General features: G+C 37.2%; 25 protein-coding genes and 1 pseudogene. 16 read left to right on the top strand and 10 right to left on the bottom strand.

The annotated features are described in order from the left end of the window. Window positions 1-102 precede the first annotated feature (102 nt). Together FJR03_RS10270 and FJR03_RS10265 are read right to left on the bottom strand one after the other, a co-directional pair. Complete coding sequence (locus tag FJR03_RS10270; protein WP_193113415.1) at window positions 103-789, bottom strand: tetratricopeptide repeat protein; 687 nt, start codon at window positions 787-789, stop codon at window positions 103-105. Continuing rightward, a complete protein-coding gene (locus FJR03_RS10265) occupies window positions 786-992 on the bottom strand; it encodes a hypothetical protein (protein ID WP_193113414.1) in 207 nt (68 codons plus the stop codon). Before FJR03_RS10265 ends, FJR03_RS10270 begins: the two co-directional genes overlap by 4 nt. A 153-nt stretch (window positions 993-1,145) precedes the next feature. Here FJR03_RS10265 and mnmG point away from each other — a divergent pair, with 153 nt between their 5' ends. The 3 genes and pseudogenes from mnmG to FJR03_RS10250 all read left to right on the top strand — a co-directional run bounded on the left by mnmG (window position 1,146) and on the right by FJR03_RS10250 (window position 4,280). Continuing rightward, window positions 1,146-3,020 (top strand): tRNA uridine-5-carboxymethylaminomethyl(34) synthesis enzyme MnmG, encoded by a 1,875-nt coding sequence (gene mnmG, locus FJR03_RS10260; RefSeq protein ID WP_193113413.1) that lies wholly within the window; start codon window positions 1,146-1,148, stop codon window positions 3,018-3,020. Between the two features lie 64 nt (window positions 3,021-3,084). Next, window positions 3,085-3,834, top strand: a pseudogene (locus FJR03_RS10255) (RHS repeat-associated core domain-containing protein); the annotation flags it as partial. Next, window positions 3,831-4,280: a hypothetical protein gene (locus tag FJR03_RS10250; RefSeq protein WP_193113411.1), complete on the top strand. Its 450-nt coding sequence runs from the start codon at window positions 3,831-3,833 to the stop codon at window positions 4,278-4,280. The pseudogene FJR03_RS10255 and the gene FJR03_RS10250, both read left to right, overlap by 4 nt. A gap of 291 nt (window positions 4,281-4,571) precedes the next feature. Here FJR03_RS10250 and FJR03_RS10245 read toward each other — a convergent pair whose 3' ends face one another. The 3 genes from FJR03_RS10245 to FJR03_RS10235 form a co-directional block, all read right to left on the bottom strand. Next, window positions 4,572-6,161, bottom strand: a complete 1,590-nt coding sequence (locus tag FJR03_RS10245) for a methyl-accepting chemotaxis protein (protein ID WP_193113410.1) — start codon at window positions 6,159-6,161, stop codon at window positions 4,572-4,574. A 72-nt stretch (window positions 6,162-6,233) separates the two neighbouring features. Beyond that, window positions 6,234-6,734: an RNA 2',3'-cyclic phosphodiesterase gene (gene thpR / locus FJR03_RS10240; RefSeq protein ID WP_193113409.1), complete on the bottom strand. Its 501-nt coding sequence runs from the start codon at window positions 6,732-6,734 to the stop codon at window positions 6,234-6,236. After that, window positions 6,731-7,453: a helix-turn-helix domain-containing protein gene (locus FJR03_RS10235; RefSeq protein ID WP_193113408.1), complete on the bottom strand. Its 723-nt coding sequence runs from the start codon at window positions 7,451-7,453 to the stop codon at window positions 6,731-6,733. Before FJR03_RS10235 ends, thpR begins: the two co-directional genes overlap by 4 nt. A 308-nt stretch (window positions 7,454-7,761) precedes the next feature. Between FJR03_RS10235 and FJR03_RS10230 the strand changes: the two genes are divergently transcribed. The 4 genes from FJR03_RS10230 to FJR03_RS10215 all read left to right on the top strand — a co-directional run bounded on the left by FJR03_RS10230 (window position 7,762) and on the right by FJR03_RS10215 (window position 10,451). Beyond that, complete coding sequence (locus FJR03_RS10230) at window positions 7,762-8,145, top strand: PAS domain-containing protein (protein WP_193113407.1); 384 nt, start codon at window positions 7,762-7,764, stop codon at window positions 8,143-8,145. 11 nt (window positions 8,146-8,156) lie between these two features. Then, complete coding sequence (locus FJR03_RS11815; RefSeq protein WP_193113406.1) at window positions 8,157-9,272, top strand: methyl-accepting chemotaxis protein; 1,116 nt, start codon at window positions 8,157-8,159, stop codon at window positions 9,270-9,272. A 36-nt stretch (window positions 9,273-9,308) separates the two neighbouring features. Next, entirely contained in the window at window positions 9,309-9,923 is a 615-nt protein-coding gene (locus FJR03_RS10220; protein ID WP_193113405.1) for a fumarylacetoacetate hydrolase family protein, read from the top strand. A 78-nt stretch (window positions 9,924-10,001) separates the two neighbouring features. Continuing rightward, the gene (locus FJR03_RS10215; RefSeq protein WP_193113404.1) at window positions 10,002-10,451 is read left to right on the top strand and encodes a hypothetical protein; all 450 of its coding nucleotides are present in this window, start codon (window positions 10,002-10,004) and stop codon (window positions 10,449-10,451) included. Here the strand turns inward: FJR03_RS10215 and FJR03_RS10210 are convergent. Beyond that, complete coding sequence (locus FJR03_RS10210; protein WP_193113403.1) at window positions 10,443-11,153, bottom strand: SDR family NAD(P)-dependent oxidoreductase; 711 nt, start codon at window positions 11,151-11,153, stop codon at window positions 10,443-10,445. The genes FJR03_RS10215 and FJR03_RS10210 overlap by 9 nt on opposite strands. 60 nt (window positions 11,154-11,213) lie before the next feature. On the opposite strand from FJR03_RS10210, the gene FJR03_RS10205 reads away from it, so the two are divergent. Beyond that, window positions 11,214-11,651 carry a MarR family winged helix-turn-helix transcriptional regulator gene (locus tag FJR03_RS10205; protein ID WP_193113402.1) on the top strand — a complete coding sequence of 146 codons (438 nt, stop codon included), beginning with the start codon at window positions 11,214-11,216 and terminating at the stop codon, window positions 11,649-11,651. Window positions 11,652-11,658: 7 nt separating this feature from the next. Here the strand turns inward: FJR03_RS10205 and FJR03_RS10200 are convergent, their stop codons facing one another. Further along, window positions 11,659-12,678 carry an aldo/keto reductase gene (locus FJR03_RS10200; RefSeq protein WP_193113401.1) on the bottom strand — a complete coding sequence of 340 codons (1,020 nt, stop codon included), beginning with the start codon at window positions 12,676-12,678 and terminating at the stop codon, window positions 11,659-11,661. A gap of 85 nt (window positions 12,679-12,763) precedes the next feature. Between FJR03_RS10200 and FJR03_RS10195 the strand changes: the two genes are divergently transcribed. The 3 genes from FJR03_RS10195 (at window position 12,764) to FJR03_RS10185 (ending at window position 14,903) form a co-directional block, all read left to right on the top strand. Further along, a complete protein-coding gene (locus FJR03_RS10195) occupies window positions 12,764-13,363 on the top strand; it encodes a hypothetical protein (protein WP_193113400.1) in 600 nt (199 codons plus the stop codon). Window positions 13,364-13,453: 90 nt separating this feature from the next. After that, entirely contained in the window at window positions 13,454-14,263 is an 810-nt protein-coding gene (locus tag FJR03_RS10190) for a GNAT family N-acetyltransferase (protein ID WP_193113399.1), read from the top strand. Further along, window positions 14,256-14,903, top strand: a complete 648-nt coding sequence (locus FJR03_RS10185; RefSeq protein WP_193113398.1) for a uracil-DNA glycosylase family protein — start codon at window positions 14,256-14,258, stop codon at window positions 14,901-14,903. The genes FJR03_RS10190 and FJR03_RS10185 overlap by 8 nt, the downstream gene beginning before the upstream one ends. Here the strand turns inward: FJR03_RS10185 and FJR03_RS10180 are convergent. Further along, the gene (locus tag FJR03_RS10180) at window positions 14,900-15,214 is read right to left on the bottom strand and encodes a DUF4282 domain-containing protein (RefSeq protein WP_193113397.1); all 315 of its coding nucleotides are present in this window, start codon (window positions 15,212-15,214) and stop codon (window positions 14,900-14,902) included. The genes FJR03_RS10185 and FJR03_RS10180 overlap by 4 nt on opposite strands. A gap of 2 nt (window positions 15,215-15,216) precedes the next feature. Further along, window positions 15,217-15,693 (bottom strand): hypothetical protein, encoded by a 477-nt coding sequence (locus tag FJR03_RS10175; RefSeq protein WP_193113396.1) that lies wholly within the window; start codon window positions 15,691-15,693, stop codon window positions 15,217-15,219. A 115-nt stretch (window positions 15,694-15,808) separates the two neighbouring features. Between FJR03_RS10175 and FJR03_RS10170 the strand changes: the two genes are divergently transcribed. From FJR03_RS10170 to FJR03_RS10150, 5 genes are read left to right on the top strand one after another with little or no spacing between them, the layout of a single operon-like run. Next, the gene (locus FJR03_RS10170) at window positions 15,809-16,546 is read left to right on the top strand and encodes a methyltransferase family protein (RefSeq protein ID WP_193113395.1); all 738 of its coding nucleotides are present in this window, start codon (window positions 15,809-15,811) and stop codon (window positions 16,544-16,546) included. 34 nt (window positions 16,547-16,580) lie between these two features. Further along, on the top strand, window positions 16,581-17,117 hold the full coding sequence (locus FJR03_RS10165; protein ID WP_193113394.1) for a YbhB/YbcL family Raf kinase inhibitor-like protein: 537 nt from the start codon (window positions 16,581-16,583) through the stop codon (window positions 17,115-17,117). Between the two features lie 52 nt (window positions 17,118-17,169). Further along, on the top strand, window positions 17,170-17,457 hold the full coding sequence (locus tag FJR03_RS10160; RefSeq protein WP_193113393.1) for a helix-hairpin-helix domain-containing protein: 288 nt from the start codon (window positions 17,170-17,172) through the stop codon (window positions 17,455-17,457). Between the two features lie 58 nt (window positions 17,458-17,515). Then, on the top strand, window positions 17,516-18,262 hold the full coding sequence (locus tag FJR03_RS10155; RefSeq protein ID WP_193113392.1) for a TIGR01458 family HAD-type hydrolase: 747 nt from the start codon (window positions 17,516-17,518) through the stop codon (window positions 18,260-18,262). 14 nt (window positions 18,263-18,276) lie between these two features. Beyond that, window positions 18,277-18,837 (top strand): YqiA/YcfP family alpha/beta fold hydrolase, encoded by a 561-nt coding sequence (locus FJR03_RS10150; protein WP_193113391.1) that lies wholly within the window; start codon window positions 18,277-18,279, stop codon window positions 18,835-18,837. 4 nt (window positions 18,838-18,841) lie between these two features. Here the strand turns inward: FJR03_RS10150 and FJR03_RS10145 are convergent, their stop codons facing one another. After that, complete coding sequence (locus FJR03_RS10145; RefSeq protein ID WP_193113390.1) at window positions 18,842-19,921, bottom strand: M48 family metallopeptidase; 1,080 nt, start codon at window positions 19,919-19,921, stop codon at window positions 18,842-18,844. Between the last annotated feature and the right edge of the window lie 3 nt (window positions 19,922-19,924).

Below are 19,924 nucleotides of genomic sequence, written 5' to 3'. Positions count from 1 at the left end.
GATTGTGTAAATAGTATTTCGGTGAGTTTTTTTGAAGGTTTTTTGCAAGGCTCAGACCAACGGGAGGATTCGTCCTTGCTAAAAATCTTCGGAAAAACGGTATTAAAAAACTATTTTACCATCCTCCTGCAGACCTTTGATGATCTCTTTGGCACGTTCATGCCCTTTGTAAGCAGCTTTACGACAATAATCAAGCGCTTTATCATGATCTTGTTCACAGCCGATCCCTTGATCGTAAAGCAGACCCAGATTATAAAGCCCTTGTGCTAAACCACCCTCAGCAGCGCGTGAGAAACAGATGAAACATCTTGCATCGTCTTGCATAACACCCTGACCGTCTTTATAAAGTGAACCAAGATTGTTAAATGCTTCAAGGTGTCCACGTTTTGCCGCTTCCTCATACCAAAAAGCCGCTTCTGAATAGTTCTGAACACATCCAAGACCACGCTCTAACATAAGTGCAGTTTCATACTGTGCTTGAGGAACTTCACGAATTGCCGCTTCCATAAAAAGTTCGTGTGCTTTAAACTGATCGTGCTCAACACCGCCTAAACCGTTGGCATACAAAATACCGAGATTAAAAAGTCCGTATGGTTGTTTTGCATCTGCTGCTTTTGTGTAGTACTCAAGTGCTTTAGTATCGTTTTGTTCACACCCTTGCCCCATTTGGTACATATACCCGAGTGAAGCTTGTGCGTTTGGATCGCCTTGTTCTGCTAAATCAGTATATAGTTTAAATGCTGTTTCGTAATCTTTTGCATTATAAGCGTTGTGTGCGTTTTGTATCATTTTTTTTCATTCTCTGTTCGTATATTTTGTCTAAAGGTTGTTTGATTCCCTTTAGCATTTGCTTTTGCTTTTCTAATTTTTTCTAGCAGGTTCTCTTTTGTTTCTAGTCTGTTGTCTCTTAGCTCAAACTCTGTCATACCGTCAATTTCGGCATCATATTCTAGAATTTCCGGTTTATAATCTTTAAATAAATCATCACTCATCTTAAAAACCCTAATTAGTTTAGTATTTATTATGCAAATGATACTTAAAAATGATAAAATTCCATTTAAAGTTTTTGGTTGGAGAAAACTTTTATCTAAATCATTTGATTATGAAACGCTTTAGATAGAAGTTCAACCGTTATGAGGTGAAAAATGGAATATGATGTAATCGTTGTCGGTGGTGGTCACGCAGGTATAGAAGCTGCATTTGCCGCTGCTCGTATGGGAAATAAAACTTTAATGGTTTCGATGTTAGCTGAAAATGTTGGAGCTACTTCGTGTAACCCTGCTGTTGGCGGGCTTGCAAAAGGACACTTGGTTCGTGAACTAGATGCTCTTGGTGGTGAGATGGGACTTATCACTGATGAAGCGGGTATTCAGTTTCGTATTTTAAACCAGACAAAGGGTCCTGCAGTTCGTGGTAGCCGTGCGCAGATCGATATGGATAGATACCGTGTAATCGCTAGAAACAAAGTACTTCACGAGCCAAACTTAGACCTTGTTCAAGAGACGGCTGAGTCTTTAATTATCGAAGATAACGAAGTTAAAGGTGTAGTGACTCAGCTTTTTAATGAGTACCGTGCGAAAAAAGTGATTATCACTTCGGGAACTTTCTTAAACGGTGTGATCCACATCGGTGAGACGAAACAGGTTGGCGGACGTTTTGGAGAAAATGCATCTGTTGGTTTAAGTGCATCGCTAAAAGAAGCGGGTCTTACTATGGACAGACTAAAAACGGGAACTTGTGCGAGAATCGACAGCTCAACGATCGACTTTTCGGTAATGGAAGAACAAGGCGGGGATGAACTTCCAAACCCTTTCTCTTTTAGAACAGATCGCGAAGAGTTTAGACGTACGAAAAAACAACTTCCATGTTTCATCGCTTATACAAATGAAGAGACACACAACATCATTGAGTCAAACTTCTACCGTGCACCGCTGTTTACAGGTCAGATCGAGGGTGTAGGTCCTAGATACTGTCCATCGATTGAAGATAAGATCAATCGTTTCCGTGATAAAGATCGTCACCACCTTTTCATAGAACCGCAAACTGCTGACAATACGGAAGTATATGTAAACGGTATGAGTACATCTCTTCCGCCTGATGTACAGCGTGACATGATCCACTCAGTTAAAGGGATGGAAAATGCGAAGATCGTACGTTACGGGTATGCAATCGAATACGACTTTGTTGATCCAAGAGAGTTAAAGCACTCGTTAGAGACGAAAAAGATCAAAGGTCTTTTCTTAGCGGGTCAGATCAATGGTACAACTGGATATGAAGAAGCAGCAGCTCAAGGGATGATGGCAGGTATCAATGCTGCACTATCTATTCAAGGAAAAGAACCTCTGGTACTTCGTCGTGATGAAGCATACATCGGTGTTTTAATTGATGACCTTGTAACTAAGGGTACTAAAGAACCGTACAGAATGTTTACGTCTCGTGCAGAGTACAGACTTCTTTTACGTGAAGAGAGTGCAGACACAAGACTCTCTCACTACGGGCATGAGTTAGGTCTTTTAGATGATGAAACATATGCAAAAGTACAAAAGAAAGATCAAGAGATCAAAGAGGGGTACAAGCTTTTAGAAGAGACTCGTTTTACTCCAAACAAAGAGTTTAATGCACTTCTAGACTCTATGGGTGAAGATCCGATTAAAGATGTATCAACGGCACAACAACTTGTAGCGCGTAAAAGCTTCGACATCGAAAAGATGATCAAAATCGTTCCTGAACTTGATAAGTATGACGAGTATATCAAAGAGGAGATCTTAGTAGAGGGGAAATATGCCCGCTATATCGAGAAACAGAGTGAAGAGATCGAGAAGATGAAAAAATATCTGAAGATTAAGATTCCTGAGAACTTTGACTTTACAAAAGTAAGCGGTTTAAGCAAAGAGATCCAGGAGAAACTTGCAACGTTCAATCCGCCTACACTTCAAGCTGCAATGAACATCAGTGGGATAACACCTGCGGCTATCGAAATACTTCACATCTACATTAAAATGGAAGCTAAAAAACAATAAAGTGGGAGAGTAGCCTACTCTCCTAAAATGTTTTAGGCTTTATCACATCTGAAAATACAACACACAAGGAACACTTACAAAAGTAGTAACTCCAACAAACACCATAGAGTATATACTCAACCCATTAGGTCAAAGAGTAGCTAAAAAAGTAGATGGCACCATAACAGAGAAATACCTTTGGGCAGATCTAACAACACTACTAGCAACATTAGATGCAAACAACAACATAATCCAAAGATATAACTATACAGATAGTAGAGTTCCAACATCAATGACTCAAGATGGAGAAACTTACTACTTACACTATGATCAAGTAGGAACCCTAAAAGCTATCTCAGATACAAACCATAACATAGTAAAAGAGATAACATACGACACTTATGGTAATATACTCCAAGACTCAAATCCAAGTTTAACAATACCATTTGGATTTGCAGGTGGATTACAAGACCCACACACAAACTTAGTACACTTCGGTTATAGAGAGTACGATCCACAAACTGGTAAATGGACTACTAAAGACCCGATAGACTTTAATGGTGGGGATAGTAATCTTTATGGGTATGTGTTAGGGGATACGGTTAATTTGGTTGATCCTGAGGGGTTAAGTATTTGGCCATGGGGTGATAACGATTCGAGTGGAAAAACTTGTGATACAAATACAACAAATGATAAAAAAACTTTTGAAGATTGTTATAATGAATTACAAGCAGCAAAAGCTAGATGTACACTTACAAATAATGGTTTAAATGGTTATATGTGTCACAAACAAGCAGAATTAAAATTTCAGAACTGTTCAAAAGGAAAATATTGAAAACTAAAATTTTATTAATAATTATTTTGTTACTTATAGGTCTTAATATTTATACAATTGTTTTGTATGAACAAGCACAAAAAGAGGTTGCTTGTTATACTCAAAAATACAAAAATGCATCCAATGGAGTGAAAAGTATGTTTCAAATGAGGGCTTTAACAAGTTTAGAAAATTTAATTTTACTTTTTGATAAACCAGAAAATTTAAAATTAATTTTACATGCAGATTCAAGTATTTATCTTGAAGCATTGGGCAATAAAGATTATTCTATTTATAAACCTATTGAACATAATAGTACAATTTGTAATTCTTGGACTAAAGAAACAAAAAAACAATATAAAGACACATACTTAGAAATTACACAACTCAAAGATTTTAATGCTAGTCATGAATCTATGTTAAAAGGACTAGATATAGTAAATAATATTTGTTTAGAAGAAAAATAAAGATTATTTTTTCACTCGTCCCCAACGTCCCCGTTGGGGATACATATAGATTAGTTGTTTCTCAAGCAGTTAGATAAGTAAATATTTACGCATTATCAATCTTTTTCAAACTATTATCGTTCTTTGTTTTACATATCTTTACAGAGAAGGTGAGACCTTTTATGGTATAACTCCTTATATTAGGCAATAAAATATAAAAAAATAATTATCAAACTTTATTGTATCTTACAATGGAAGCTAAAAAACAATAAAGTGGGAGAGTAGTTATTCTCCTCCTCTCCTAAAATGTTTTTAGGCTTTATCGCATCTGAAAAAGTCTAGTTTTTCCTCAAGAGTGATCGCATCATGGGAAAGGTTGTCTGATATGTCAGAAACTGTTTTGACCTCTGTACGATTATCTTTCGACATATCTGCCATTTGTGAAACTTTTTCTATGATATCTCTGATCTGTTTTGTCATCGCTTCTGTATTTTGAAGGCTTTGTTGACTTACATCTACATTGACTACAAGTGAATTCATTGCCGTATCTATACGTTTTTCAATCTCTTCGCTTCTTTGTGAAAGAGTTCCTATGTCTTTTGCGTTTGATACCATCATCTCCGAAGCATCTGAAATTGCTTGAATTACTATACTAATGGTTGCATTGATCTCGCTTAAACTTTTTTGTGTACGTTCTGCAAGTTTTCTTACCTCGTCTGCAACTACGGCAAATCCACGTCCGTGTTCACCGGCACGTGCTGCTTCGATCGCTGCATTGAGTGCCAGTAAATTTGTCTGATCTGCTATGTCAGAGATGATGGATAACACTTCGTTAATACTTTTTGCATCAGAAGTAAGCTGATCGAAATGGCTACTGAGTTGAGAGCTTAGTTCTGTTGAGACTTGAACATCTGTTGCTATATGTTCGGCAATTTCCCGTACACTTGTAAGTTCTTCTTGCGTCTCTTTAGATGTATTTAAAGAATCAACAGCAAGACGTATGGTCTCATCTAATGATGAAGCTATGTTGGATGCGGTTGTATTCGTATCGATTGCTAAAGTATCTGATTTATTGAGCTGTTCTGTAAGTGTGTGAGCTGCATTTTTTAGAGTGTTTGTAAGACCTACAGTCTCTTTTGTTATATGTTTTGTACCTGCAATCGTGTCTTGAATTTTTTCTATAAAACGGTTAAGGAAATTGCTTGCGATCCCTATCTCATCATATTTATTTTGAATCGGAAGACGTTTTGTAAGATCCCCTTCCCCATCGGCGAGATCGTGAGATACCTCACTGAGTCTGTCTATAGGCTTGAGAATAGTGATACCCGTAGAGTAGTTAATCGCGATCAAAATTCCTACGAGTATTGAACCAAGAATAGAGAACCATAGAAAGAAAGTGTTTTTTAGATCGTCGTAGTAGTCAGCTTTGTTAACACCTGGAATGACCCACATACCCCATTCGGGAAGATAGCGATACCCTACAATCTTCTCCTGACCTGTTGTTGCTGAGACATACTCAAAAATGCCCCCTTTTTTATCGTTTCTGATATGATCAACATAATCTTCACCTTTGAGTGATTTTCCCTCTTTTTTCGGATGTATTATAAGTTTCCCTTGTGCATCTATCATATACACGTAACCGCTTTTCCCAATACTAATGTTATGTATGGCATCTTTAAAGTTTTTGTGTTTATAGGCTTCGGAATCGAGTTGTGATATATGATGCACCATTTGCTCTAGCGAATCGGCTATAGTATTGATGTCATTTTTCATGATCGTTTTGATCGAACCCATAGCAATAAAATAAGCAACAGTGACACTTATAAAGATAGCTATGATGGAGGCAAAGAGATTGAAGATATATTTGCCTTTAATGGTTTTAAGAGACTTGATAAGAAACATTTGTACTTCCTTTTATGGGGTTTTTATATTAAGTATTTTTACATAAGAATGTTGCATTTAAGTTGCGGCCATTTAAAAACTTTGAAGCGAGGTATATACGGCACCGCCTGGATGGCGTATCTCACTTTGCATTAACTCGGGTGTTGTTGCAACGCTACCGAGTTCTTCATCTTTATAATTATCAATCATCTCTTTAAATCCCTTTATATCTGTAATACTTTTTATTCTCATAAGGGTGACATGAGGTATAAACTCTTTTGTCTGTGGCAGCGAGAACTCATTAGAGATAGCTTCGCTCAAACTAGTAAGTCCCTTCACTTCGCTTTTTATATATAATATTTTATTTTTTTCAAAATAGCCCAAACCTGATAACTGTAGCTCCGGCACAGGAGTAATTAACGATGGCAGCTTTTCAAGCAGTTCTTCCAGAGTGAATTTATCTCCAAAATAGTTGATCGTAATGTGAAGATTATCACCCGGTACCCATTTCCCTTTAATAAGCTTCGAGAAGTCGGATTGTATCTTTTCATAGTCATTAAGTTTTGCTTTTAAAGCTAAAAATAGAGGCTTCATTCAGATTCTTTTTTTAGTTTCAACATCAAGGTATGGAGTTCAGTTATATCTTTTTGAATCCCCAAAAAGTATTTGAGTTCTAAAGTGTGTTTATCGAAAATAGGGGATATTTGCACTTCATTATAGATCAGGTTGCCATTTTTATGATAGTTACGTAAAACGGCAACTACTTCCTGTTGATTTCTAAGAGCTTCTTTTATCTCATCTCGAGCACTTTGATCTCTGTCATCACCCTGTAAAAACCTACAGTTTTTTCCTATAACCTCTTCAGGAGAGTATCCAAACATACTCGCAAAAGCTTCATTTACGTAAATAATTGGATTATCGGGTTGGTTTGGATCAGTAATGGTAATACCGTTTTTCGCTTGATCGAGAATATCTAAAAGGTACTCTTGGAAATCGGGAGTCGGTTCCCGATACTTTTCCAAAGAGTAAAATCCCCCATAGTGATTGATTATATTAAGACAAGGTAGTTTATTTCTTAAATTACTAATAAGAGAACGGATAGTTTTATTTGTAAACTCTTTCGAATCATCTTTAAATACAAAGTCGAATATCTCTATATCTTTAAGAGGTTTGCCTCTATAGTAAATGAATAACTTTAAACAACGTGTTTTATTTTCAGATAGAGGTATTACTGCACGATCAAGGTAAACGACCTCCTCATGCGGATCCCAATAACAGTTTTGAGCAAGTTTTATAAAGTTTCTTTCTTTCATATAGTGATTGTAACACAAAAGTTTCCAAAAGTGTCCAAGAAGTGTCTATCACTTTTTTGTTATAGATAAAATAGTAACCAATACTACTCAAAATCCCTAAAATATAGGGGTTTTTGTTTAATCGTTTTTTATTGATAAATTCTTTGGAACAAATTTTTCAATAGATCCTTTATAATGCTCAAAATATTATTTTCTGTGTGCTAACTGAATATAACAATGAGTTTCTTTCTCTTGATCCGGATCAAGAATTTTCGAAGAAAAAATTGTTAATCTGTAAACTTTGACACAAAACAGGGTAAGGAGTATAAGTGGGTGAATATGTATTGAAGCGTGATGATTTTTTAGTTTCCCAGACAGATGAAAAAGGGATCATCTTATTTGCGAATGATGACTTTTGTAAGATAGCCGGGTACACAATTGATGAACTTATGGGTAAAAACCATAACATTGTTCGACATCCAGATATGCCAAAGGCTGCTTTTAAAGATCTATGGGCAACTGTAAAACGGGGAGAGGTGTGGACAGGTTATGTGAAAAACAGAACAAAAGAGGGCGGTTTCTACTGGGTTTTTGCGACTGTCTATCCAATGAAAGATCCCCTAACAAAAGAGGTACGTTATATGTCTTGTAGAAGAAAACCCTCAGAAGCAGAGATAGAAGCTGCCGAAAAACTTTATAAGACACTAAATTAAGGATTTCAAATATGAATAATATGCAAAAAAATATAGCAATCACAGTAATGTTTGTACTTACCTTAACCTCTTTGTTCCTTGTTGAGTCAAACATTATTCAAGCACTCTTAACAGTTGTAACTTTTCTTGTAGTTGTGGTGCTCTATTGGCGGAGAGGGAATGCTTCAAAAGATCTACTCGAAAGCAAACGTTTAGAGTTATTAGAGTTGATGGAGTTTAAAAGAAACCAGGTTGATATTAATGAAAATACAACGCATAAAGCGGAACAAAATTTCAATAAAATAATAAAAAGATATCAAAGTATGGTTCTTGACGATACAAGGGTTGCAGGAGAGATGGTTTTACTTGCCGATAAAGTTGCAAAAGGGCATTATTCATGCCGTATAGATGCAGATACGGATACGCCGTATGTACATGTACTTAGAAATAGTATGAATAATATGCTCGATGCTTCAGAGAAAAATTTAGATAACGCTATATATACACTAAAACAGTTTTCACAGGGGAGTTTTCAGGCTCGCAGTGAAGTAAATGTAGAAGCAAAAATGGCAGAGCTTTTAAACAATGTGAACTCTTTGGGGGAAGCTCTGGAGAGTATGCAGCAGAAAAATGAGGATTCTAACAAACAGATTATAGAATCGGCAAACACTTTAAACAGTACGATCGAAAACATTACAAATACAACTATAGTTGACTTTAAAAACATGATCCATGATATTGTAGAGAGAATTCATAATGTTTCTCAAAAAGAGAATGAGATGGTGGGTGCCCTGCAGGAACTCGTGCAAAACGCAAATGAAACAAAAGTGATTTTAGAGACTATAGGTGATATTGCAGAGCAGACAAATTTACTTGCATTAAACGCTGCAATTGAAGCTGCACGTGCAGGTGAACACGGTAGAGGTTTTGCGGTTGTTGCCGATGAGGTGAGAAAACTTGCAGAGCGTACACAAAAAAGTTTAGCCGAGACTACGGCAACTACAAATGTTCTTATTCAGTCAATTTCTGATAGTTCAGATTCTTTAAATAAAAACGCTGATGATGTGAACAGTATCTCTGATGATATTAACGGTGTTAGCAATAAAATGGATGAGATTATCGATATTTTGAATAAATTGAATGATTAAAAACAGAGAGTTTTCAAATTGTTGTAAAATAACTTTATGAAAACAATAAAATTTGAAAACAAAGAGATAACTCCAAGCAAGATAGTCTGCATAGGGCGTAATTATGTAGAGCATATTTATGAGCTTGGTAATGAGATTCCTGAGTCTATGGTGGTTTTTAACAAGCCCCATTCAGCCCTTTCAAAAGAGTTATATTATTTTAGTGAAGAGACCCGTTTTGAAGGTGAGATCTGTTTTTTGATCGAAAGTAAGCAAATTGCAGGGATTGGATTTGGACTTGACCTTACAAAGGCAGATATTCAAAACAAGATGAAAGAAAAAGGTTTGCCGTGGGAGCGTGCAAAAGCGTTTGACGGCTCGGCTGTTCTTGGGCATTTTGTAGAGTTTAGAGGAGACGTGAAACAGCTTCGTTTTGAACTTTTTATAAATAATGAACTGCGTCAGGAAGCAACATATGATCTGATGATTTACAAACCCGATGTAATGATCGAAGAGATTGAGAGCTTTATGTCTTTAGAGGATGGGGACGTAATCATGAGCGGGACTCCCAAAGGGGTTGGAAACTATAAAGTGGGCGACGTTTTTAAAGGTGTAGTTTATTATAAAAATGAGGTCTTGGTTGAGTCTTTTTGGAGAGTGAAAACTCTTTAAATTTATAAGGGCATTTATATTTCGTTATCTTTGATTCATTAAACTTGTTGGATACTTTTTGAAAAAGGATAACAAGCAATGAATAAAAAAATAATAATATTTACAGTACTACTAACAAATATCACTTTTGCTTACGCTCTTCCTGTAGAGGTTAGAGAAGTAAGTACAACTTCCGAGAGTAGAAAAAACTCTGAAACTTTAGCAAGTATGAGTGTGGAAGCACTTCATGCAAGAGGTTTGGAAAAAAATGCTGCACAACAGAAAGTTGTAAACTCTTTAAAACACGATGAAGTTCTAAGCCATAAAATGGCGCAAAATATACTCAAGCACTTTGATGAGATAGAGCATCATAATATTGTTTCATATATCTCTGATGCTGCTCTGTTTGGAAAGAGTGTAGATCTTAGCTCTTATGAAACGCTTATCTCCCTTGTCCAGAAAACTACAAAGGTAGTTTTAGAACAAGAGAGTTTAGAGAAGCTTGAAAAGATCTCTTTTGAAAATAAAGGACTTGTAAAACTATCCTAGATATTGAGCAAATTGCTGCTCAACACTTTTTGGATCGTGAGTAAGACCCTCTTTAATCATTTTGGCAAACTCATCAGGGTAGATCTCATCTTGATCTGCTGCAAGTGCCAAGATAATCTCCTGCGCGATAGACTCAGGTGATGCTTTTGGCATACCTTCATCCGGTGTCATCTTTGTATCTATCGGACCAGGCAATACTTCAAGTACTGTAACTTTTTTTGAGTTCATATGCGCTCTAAGTGCTTGTGTTAGTGAATGCAGAGCACTTTTAGAAGCAGAGTAGAATCCCATAAGAGGAAAGTTACATAGTGCTAAAATAGAAGTGATGTTTACAATAGCACCGTTCTCATTAATCTTGTCAGCTAAAAGCTGTGTTATTTTTAACGTTCCTTGTACATTGATCGTAAAGTCTGTATAACAATCTTCAAAAATTGTTTTGCCGCTGTTCACACCTGCATTGTTTATAAGCAGATCAAGCTTTTCAATAGATGCTAAGTTTGTCTCAAGCATAGTATGATCTGAAAGGTCTAGTTGAAGCAGTTCGATTTTGTCAGATAAGTTCTCTAAAACTTTAGCGTTTTGAAGATCTCTTACCCCACAATAGATCTTTTCTATGTTGTTATTGAGTAAAGCTTTTACAATAGCTAAACCCAATCCTCCGTTTGCACCTGTTACTAAGGCTGTTTTATTTGTTAAATTCATTTTATTTCTCTCTTTGATATTTCGTGTTAAGCTTCGAAAGTATAGAATAAAATATAAATTATGTCAACTAGGTTTACAATGTCTTTATGCTTTTTATCATTAGAAACAGGAAAAATTTTTAACAAAGTGATCATGCAAAGATTACAGGAAAAGGGGTTTGAGGGGCTGAGTGAGGCTCTTATCATCCTTTTCCCATATATCGATCAGGCGAAGAAGATCTCAAGTTCAGAACTCTCACGCCAAGTGGGTTACTCGAGACAGGCGATGCACAAAAATATTAAAAAGCTTGAGGAGCTTGGGTATATTACTCTGACATTAGAGAACCAAAAAGAGAAGATGATTGCTTTTACTCCTAAAAGTGAAGCATTGATGCAAGAGGCAAATGGTATCATTGAAGCGATTGAAAATGACTTGAGTGAACTGATAGGCAAAGAGGAACTCGAAGCCTATAAAAACAATCAGGCAAAAATCTATGCCAGATTGCATTCTTTGTTATAAAAAGAGATTACCCCATAGGGTAAAGAATCTCATTGTGTACCGCATCACACGCTGCAAGAATCTCATCGCTTAATACCACATCCATCGCATCTAGTGCAGGGTCTATCTGCTCAGGTGTCGTTGCACCGATGATCGTAGATGCTACAAAGTCAAATTGTTTCGACCATGCCGTTGCAAGAGTTACAGGGTGAATACCAAAGTCACTTGCAATTTTTAGATACTTTTGTGTTGAAGCAAGCGTCTTGTCATTTAAAAAACGGTTAGCCATAGTTCTGAGCCTTGCATTTGGAGACTTGACATAGTTTGCAAACCTTCCGTGAACATCCCCGCCTTGATTGTATTTTCCACTTAACACTCCTCCTGCAAGAGGTGAATACGGTAAAAGTGAGATCTGCTCTTTACGTGCAACGGTTGCAAGCTCATCCAAGAAACGGCGGTTTAAAAGTGAAAAGTTATTTTGGATCGACTGAAATCTTGCATACCCTTTGTGCTCAGAGGTCATAAGTGCTTTTGTCGTACCGTAAGCGGTATCGTTCGATGTTCCTATGTAGCGAACTTTTCCAGCTGTTACAAGACGATCAAATGCTTTTAGACTCTCTTCAATCGGCACAACAGTATCGGGCCAGTGCATTTGGTAAAGATCGATGTAATCTGTTCCGAGTCTTTTTAAACTTCCCTCGATTCCACGTTCAATATGAAAACTGTCAATTGCTGTGAGTCCGTGACGAACGGGCGGGGTATACCAGCCGTTCGCAGCCCCTGCAACCTTTGAGGCAAGTATAACGCTCTCACGCGGTTTAGTTTTGAGCCAGCGTCCGACAATCTCCTCTGTAAGACCTGCTAGTTTTGCATTTGGCGGGATAGGATAAAGTTCTGCAGTATCAAAAAAGTTTACGCCTCGATCATACGCTTTATCCATGATCTCAAAGGCTACTTTTTCATCGGGTGTTTGAGTACCGAAAGTCATGGTACCCATACATATAGGACTTACTCTTAGACCGCTTTTCCCAATATATCTATATTCCATTATTATTTTCCTTTGGATATTTTTTATTTTTTGATTATTATATCAAATATAGTACGTTAGAAACAGTTACTAAGAAAGGGCGTATATGCACATCAAATATATTGGACCAAAACCGTTGATCTCTCATACGGGGATCACTTTTGATAGAAACAAAGAGGATAAATTTGTATATTTAAATATTGCAGTACAGTTTATCAAAGCGATAGATCATGAATATTATGAGGATAGGAAATATATTTATAACATGAGCAGTCCCCGTTTATCTAACGATCAGCTTGAAGATGAGATCAAAAAATGTTGTAAAAATTATCAGCAGTTGGTAGATCATCAGGAACACTGTATTGAAGATGAGGTGCATGAGGAGCTTGAGCGTGCACGTGAAAACCTGACACTGAACTCTATTGAAAGGGAAGTGCTTGAAAACAATATCCGTATAATGCACGATTACCTTATACAACGCTCGATTAATAAGGCGGTATATTACTGTGTTATAGAGAGATTGGCGGAGCTTGTAAAAAAAGATAATCTTGACTATATCGTAGCTCCGATGTTTGAAACTTTTGTCCATGTATTGCACTCTGTAGAAGGGGTACTTGCTGAACAAAAATTTCCAATAGATACAAACTTGGAGATTTTCGAAGAGAACTCACAGCTGTTTGTTAAACTAGATATTATCAATCATTGATAAATATGAAAAAGTCTTTATTAACAAATGTGAATGACATTCTAGAAAGGATTGGGCTAGAATATTTCTCAAAAAGAAAAAAGGCTACCTATGAAACTTAAGAATGTTTATGAAACACAATTTTGTAAAGTAGAGTATCTTAAAGAGTATAATGGAGTGTTTTGTATTTGGCAAGGATTTTGTCAGGGAGATGAATATAAAAAACCTTTGGAGTTTGGACTAAAACTGCTTGAAGAGTATAGTGCAGATACCTGGATTACAGATACTGCAAAGGGGTTTGAAAATACTACAGAGGATACTACGTGGTTAATAGAGGAGTTTATTCCGAAAGTTCAGAAAACTACTTGTGAGCGAATAATCTTTTTGATCGATAAACAAAGCCCTTTACAAGATGAAATAAAAGCTCAAGAGAAGATTTTATCGCAATATTTTGAAGTACAACTGCTTAGTAAACTCTCAGAATACGAAAGAAGATGGAAGTATGAGATTGACGATGTAGATTTTCATGAGCTTTCATATCTGTATAAAATAGCACCGCTTGGTGAGAAAAAGCCTGATGATTTAAAAACTGTTTTTTCAAATAGCCGTTATAAATGTTTTTTGTATGAAAACGGTATGCTTATAGCAGTAGGCCGAGCACTTGCCGATGGAATTGATGCCTCATATATCTGTGATGTAGCAGTCGATCCTGAGTATCAAGGTAATGGACTTGGAAAAGCTGTGGTAAATAAACTGCTAAAATTGAGTCAAGGGCATAAGAAAATTATTTTATATGCTTATCCGGGGAAGGAACCTTTTTATACAAGACTTGGATTTGCCAAAATGAATACGGCAATGGCTATTTTTGAAAATCAAGCTCAGGCTGTGGAGTGCGGATTGGTGAGTAGAGCTGATGTATAAAAAGATGTCAAAAGTTTACAGAAAAAGTGAGCTCCACACATTCTGCCATGCTAAACACCCCTATGAGCCTTTTAACATTGCAGAGGCAAAAACGCTGATCGTGGGTAATACCCCTCCTGCTCGTTTTGCAAAAAAAGAGTTGCAAGAGGGTGATGTAGATTGGTACTATGGCAGTCGTTACAATGCCTTTTGGAATATACTACAGCAGAGTTGTGAATGTGAACAGCCGTTAAGCACAAAAGAAAAGAGACAAAACTTTTTTTTGGAAAATGAGATCGGGATTTTTGATACGATCGATGAGTGCAGCCGTGCAAAAGGGTGTGGGGCTAGTGACGGTGATCTTTATAACATTGTCCTAATCGATGTTTTAACATTGTTAAAACAGAATAAACACAAAACACTTCGACTTTTTTTCTCAGGCAGGTTTGTAGCCGAGCTTTTTCAAAAAGCGACAATGTCAAAGTTTGATCTGCGTTCAAGAGAGATGCAGCAGATTGAGCTAGACAATAAAATACTTGAACTCACCATACTCTACTCCCCTTCACCATCTTGGGCAAGAGGTTTGCCTGAGGTAATTAGAAAAGACCCGAAGAAAAATGAGATACGTCTAGATCAGTATAGGCATATTTGTAAATGTTAACCAGCGACATTGTAGAGTGCATCACGAATCTGCATATAGGCGATCAGAAACTCAAACAACATTCTCCAAAATAGTTCCATAAACAGAAATAAAATGGCAAAAACTAGCACGTATTTAGTTTTTTGAGTAGGAGTTAAAATATTCCAAAGTTTCTCTTTCCCTGTTTCATATATGAGTTGTATTATCTCAAATTTTTTTACAAACCAGCTTGTAAAATACCATATGCCAAAAGGGAGGGTTACTGCACCCATGTAGTAAAAAAAGATGAGTGCTTCGGTACTTATAAAGCTTTTAAATATTAAAAAGTCCATTTTTAGTTATCTTCATCGGGGCGGTAAGGACTTTCGTGTCTAGCAGCTTTAAAGCCGTAGTTTACAAAAGCATGGAGCGTTTCATCATGGCGTTTTATCAGTTCACAAATCTTCTCATCATCTGCAGTGAGTGTCACTTTGATCCCGTCATCAAGCATAGTAGAGTTCATTTGTATCTGCTCTCTGTGATCAAACAGCTCAATAAAGAGTGGGTCCCATGAACGAATAGCTCGATTGCTATCAAACCTTTTTTTCATCCCCATGGCATGCTCTTGGAGTATTTTTATGAGCTTCTCATCTTTAGAGGGGATTCGGGTAATTGTCTCGATCCCATTTTCTAGTTCTGTGGTTGTGCGCTCTATCTCTGTATGACGCTCTAAAAGTTCATGATAAAGTTTTTCGTCTGCTAAATGTGCAGCATCTCTACCGCCTCTGCCTCTTTGAAAAACTTTTGCTTTTTTAAATTTTGTAAAATCCACTGCCACTCCTTTTTACAAGCAATCATTGTAGTGCAAGAGTGATTAAAAGCCTATAAACTTGTTACACTTAGTGTGTTATTATTGTAAGTGAATAGTATATTTAAAAGGTGGTTGTTTGAAACGATATTTACTTTTTGGTTTTTCTATATTTAGCTATCTTTTTTCAATAGCAACCTTGTCTCTTTTGATCTTATGGGTCTATCCATGGGGTTTTCTTCCTCACTATATAGATATTGGTATTGATGCATCTGTATGGTATGCAGTAATGTTCGATGTCGGACTGTTGCTTTTGTTTGGATTGCAACATTCATTAATGGCGAGAGATTTTTTCAAAGAAAAGATTCTGGCAAAGTTTCCTCACTCTTTTCAAACATCACTTTATGGGGTGGCTTCGGCAATTTGTCTGTATTTACTCATCTATTTTTGGCACCCTATAGATACTTTGATCTGGGATTTTAACGATGGTTTTTTCTTTTGGTTTTTGACGGCTATTTATCTGTTTGGATGGTTTTTTGCTTTCATATCTACCTTTTTGATCGATCATTTTGAGCTTTTCGGACTCCATCAGGGGTATAGGGTTTTTAAATCTATTCCCGAACCAGAGAGCTGTTTTCAAACAAAGTTTTTTTATAAATATGTCCGCCATCCCGTACAGCTTGGAACACTCATAGGGCTTTGGGCAACTCCGAGCATGAGTTTCGGGCATCTTTTAATGAGTATCGGCTTTACTGTTTATGCCGTCATAGGGCTTTATCTAGAAGAGAAAAGTTTAGTGAAAACCTTTGGAAATGAGTATAGGGATTACCAGGAAAAGGTACCTTTTTTGATCCCGTTTACAAAACCTCATAGTTAAATTTGTATACAATAAATAAATATAAGGAGTTACGATGAAAAAAATTATCTTAATGCTACTAGTGAGTGTTTCTATGGCATTTGCAGAGGGATTTACACTTAATAGCGATGAGTTTAGCGGACAGTTGGGTAATGCACAGGTTTTTAACGGTTTTGGATGTACGGGAAAAAATATTTCCCCGTCACTAAATTGGGAAAATGCCCCTAAAGGGACAAAAAGTTTTGCGATCATGATGTATGACAAGGATGCTCCAACAGGCAGCGGATGGTGGCACTGGATCGTTGTGGACATCCCTAAAGATGTAACAACTTTAAAACAAAACAGCGGTAATGTAGCTTTAGATCTTATGCCAAAAGGTGCACTGCAAACAAAAACAGATTACGGTGTAAGCGGTTTTGGCGGTGCGTGTCCCCCTGTAGGTCACGGTTCTCATCAGTATGTAATTACGCTATATGCTTTAGATGTAGATACGCTGGGAGTTAAAGCAGATGCATCACCTGCGCTTGTGGGATATATGGTAAATGCACATACAATAGCAAAAGCTTCTGTTGTAGCGTATTTCAGCCGTTAAAATAAAAATGGAAGAGCTTATAGAGAAGTACTTATAATATTATGGAGTCGGCATGAACCCTGTAAAAGTCGTCAGAGAAGAAACAAAAAAATTAACCGATTTGCCCAATATCGGTGCTTCAATTGCCAAAGATCTTGAATTTATCGGTATAAAAACTCCAGACGATCTTAAAGGAAAAGACCCGAAGAAGCTATATGATCTTTTGTGTGAACAAAAAGCTTCCAGACAAGATCCGTGCGTACTCGATGTCTTTATGTCGATCACAGACTTTATGGAGGGTGCCGAGCCGAAAGTGTGGTGGGCATACACCGATAAGCGAAAAAAAAGATGGAAATTCTAAGATCCAACAACTTGTTAATATATTAGAATAAAAGATATTTCTCTATAAAAGGGAGAAGATGTTAGCAGAAAATATAAAAGCAGTTTTATGCGATATCGGCGGGGTATTATATGTCGGTAATGAGTCGATTGAGGGTGCCATTGAAGCCGTGAAAAGGATAAAACAGAACTATCCGATCCGCTTTCTTACAAATACTACACAAAAAACAGGTCCTCAGGTTGTAGAAAAACTGCGCGGACTTGGGTTTGAAATAGATACGGAAGATGTAATAACGGCACTCGATATGACGAAGATGTTTTTAGAAGAGCAAAAAAGTAATGCTGACTTTCTTCTTACCGACAACGTAACGGGATTTTTTGACTCACTGAAAAACTACGAGAAAAAATATGTAGTAGTCGGCGACGCCCAACACAACTTCAGCTATGAAAATCTAAACCATGCTTTTCGTACCCTGCTTAAAGGGGCAAAGCTTGTAGCGGTGGCAAACAATCGTTATTTTAAAGACAGTGACAATGAACTGAGTATGGATGCTGGGTGTTTTGTGAGTGCTTTGGAGTATGCCAGCGGGCAAAAAGCAGAGGTGTTAGGCAAGCCGTCGAAAGAGTTTTATGAACTTGCCTGCCAATCTTTAGGGGTAAATCCGTCTGAATGTATAATGATAGGCGATGACATCGAGGGTGATATACACGGTGCACAAAATGCGGGCTTGCAAGCGGCACTAGTAAAAACTGGAAAGTTTCATAAGTTAGATCTGCAAAAAGGTATAATTCCTGATCTGATTTTAGATTCGATAGCAAGTTTATAAAAGGATTGAGACGAATGATTTTGTATATTCACGGTTTTGGAAGTAGCGGGCAGGGCGGTAAGTCCAAATTGTTTCGGGAGTATTTTAAAACTCAAGGTGTAAAGTTCTTGGCACCTTCACTCTCGTTTATCCCGGAACTTGCCATCTCAACTTTAGAAGAGCTCATAGAGGTGTGCAAAGATGAAGAGATCACTTTAATGGGCTCATCACTCGGCGGCTACTATGCTATTTATCTGAGTGAAAAGTACAACCTCAAAGCAGTTCTTATTAACCCTTCGATTAAGCCGTATGTGACACTTAAAAAAGTGCTGGGTAACAATGCCAGCTTTTATAACGGCAACTGTTCGTTTAGCTGGGACGAAGAACAGGTTGAGAGTTTGAAAAAATTCAGCGTAGATGTGAACAACAAGGAGAACTATTTTCTTCTGGCAAGAAAAGGGGATGAGGTGTTGGACTATAAAGAGGCTGAACAAAAACTAAAAGGTGCAAAGATGATCATCGAAGATGGCGGTGATCACGGCTTTTTAGATATTGACAGACATTTTGAAACTATTTTGGAGTTTATAAAAGAGTAGAGGGTTACTTACACTCTGTAAGACCCTCTTTATAGCAGTCGCTGTAGCGTTTTGCTATCTCTATCCTCTCTTTTGTTTGTGGGTGTGTTGAGATATATTGGCTCAATTGATCCTCTTTAGTGTCTTTCATTCTTGATGTAAGATAGCAGTTCATTCTCTTCATAATGGTTGCAAAGGCGATAGGATCCATATGGTTTTTAAGCATCAGATCAAAAGCAAAGCGATCGGCATCGCTTTCATGCTCCCGTGAATATTGCAGATTTACAAGCATTGAACCAAGTCCCACTCCCATATCTGCAAAGCCGTTAAGATCACCCAATGCGACCATTACGCTCACAGAGATAAAAGTACCTTCGATCAGCATCTTGAGAGAATCTCTATGTACGATATGACCAACCTCATGGTAGATGATAGAATCAAGCTCCTCGTCACTGCTGCATAACTCGACAAATTTATCGGTAAGTATAATCTCGCCCGATGGTAGAGCCATCGCATTTGGAAGGGAAAGGTTTCTGTCTTGTAAAAGGCGGAAATTGAGATGGTAGTTGAAGTGCTCTTTTTCAGGCAGATTCGGTAGCAGTTTATCTCTGAAACGTTTACGGATATCTTTTTGTTGTGCTAAAGAGAGTTTTGAGGGTTTAAAAAGGTACTTATCAAGTGCATCCATTGTATGCTTGCTTAAAAGTTCATTTGTCTTTAGCGGCAGGGCGTAAGCTATTTTCTCGCTAAAGTAGGGAATCCCTTTATCTACAAACAGATAAATACTGACGATAAGAACTACAATGGAGATAAATACAGAATGAAGTTTTGATTCTAGTGAGTGTAAAAAGCGGTTTGCTTTTTTGTGTTTCGTAAAAAGGGTATCTATTAGATCGTGCTGATCGCAGGTAAATACAGAGTCGTCTTTAAGACTGATTCTTCTTGTTATATTTCCCAGTCTGTCATCGAGTTTTAACTCTTCAAGTAATCCGCTACAGTGTACCTTTTCATCTACAATAAGTGTGTAGTTTTTTACATCTGTTTGCAAGATAGCACCATGTTGTGCAGCGCTATCTTTTGCATACCAGTAACCCTTAAGTTGCATCGC

This window comes from Sulfurimonas marina (assembly GCF_014905095.1).
Taxonomy (GTDB): Bacteria; Campylobacterota; Campylobacteria; order Campylobacterales; family Sulfurimonadaceae; genus Sulfurimonas; species Sulfurimonas marina.
This window is presented reverse-complemented; position numbering and strand designations above follow the sequence as displayed.